Below are 985 nucleotides of genomic sequence, written 5' to 3' on the forward strand. Positions count from 1 at the left end.
CGTGTACTCGGCACGGCCATCATGGTGTCACGGCGAAACTCCCGACGCTAAAGGCGTGTTGACCGGGGCCGACACCGAATTGTTACGTACAATTTTGCGTCGAATTTGTGTCCGTCCGTACACTGACGTGTTGTGTCCTTCGCCGAAGCCACGATTTCGCGTCTGCCTAGGGTTATGCAGCCCTATTTGCTACGCCACCACGAACTGATCAAATTCGCCATCGTCGGCGGAACCACATTTGTCATCGACTCGGCGATTTTCTACACGCTGAAGCTGACAATTCTGGAGCCCAAACCGGTGACCGCAAAGGTGATCGCCGGCATTGTCGCGGTGATCGCGTCCTACGTGCTGAACCGGGAATGGAGCTTCCGCAACCGCGGCGGCCGCGAGCGCCACCACGAGGCGCTGCTGTTCTTCGCGTTCAGCGGCGTGGGGGTGCTGCTGTCCATGGCGCCGCTGTGGTTCTCCAGCTACGTGTTGCAGCTACGCGAGCCCATGGTGTCGCTGGCGGTGGAAAACGTCGCCGACTTCATCTCGGCCTACATCATCGGCAACCTGCTGCAGATGGCGTTCCGGTTCTGGGCGTTCAGGCGCTGGGTGTTCCCCGACCAGTTCGCGCGCGACCCGGAGAAGGCGCTGGAATCCGCGCTGACCGCCGGCGGCATCGCCGAGATCTTCGAGGACGAGATCGAAAAGGACAACGTCACGCTGCTGCGCGCCTGGCGCAACCGGGCAGGCCGGCTCGGTCAGCTGGGCGATTCCTCGGAACCCAGGGTGTCGAAGACTTCGTGATACAGCAGCGCGTGTACCTCGCGCAGCCGCGGAATGTCGTAGAACTCCAACGGATCTTGTGACGCCGATTCGATGATCAGCGTCCCGGTGCGGAACATCCGCTCGGTGATGCGGTCGCGGAATTCCACGCTGTTGATCCGCGCCAGCGGGATGTCGATCCCGGTGCGGGTGGCCACCCCGTGCCGAAACATCA

At 62.0% G+C, this 985-nt stretch carries 2 protein-coding genes; one reads left to right on the forward strand and one right to left on the reverse strand.

All coding sequences use genetic code 11. The features are described from left to right. Positions 1 to 132: 132 nt before the first annotated feature. Complete coding sequence (locus A5646_RS05965; protein ID WP_066868524.1) at positions 133 to 792, forward strand: GtrA family protein; 660 nt, start codon at positions 133 to 135, stop codon at positions 790 to 792. Here the strand turns inward: A5646_RS05965 and A5646_RS05970 are convergent. Then, positions 747 to 985: PH domain-containing protein (locus A5646_RS05970; RefSeq protein ID WP_156765530.1), on the reverse strand; the 239-nt coding region annotated here is incomplete at its 5' end. The two genes, A5646_RS05965 and A5646_RS05970, sit on opposite strands and share 46 nt — an antisense overlap.

The sequence above is a fragment of the Mycobacterium sp. 1245499.0 genome, assembly GCF_001673615.1.
Classification (GTDB): Bacteria; Actinomycetota; Actinomycetes; order Mycobacteriales; family Mycobacteriaceae; genus Mycobacterium; species Mycobacterium europaeum_A.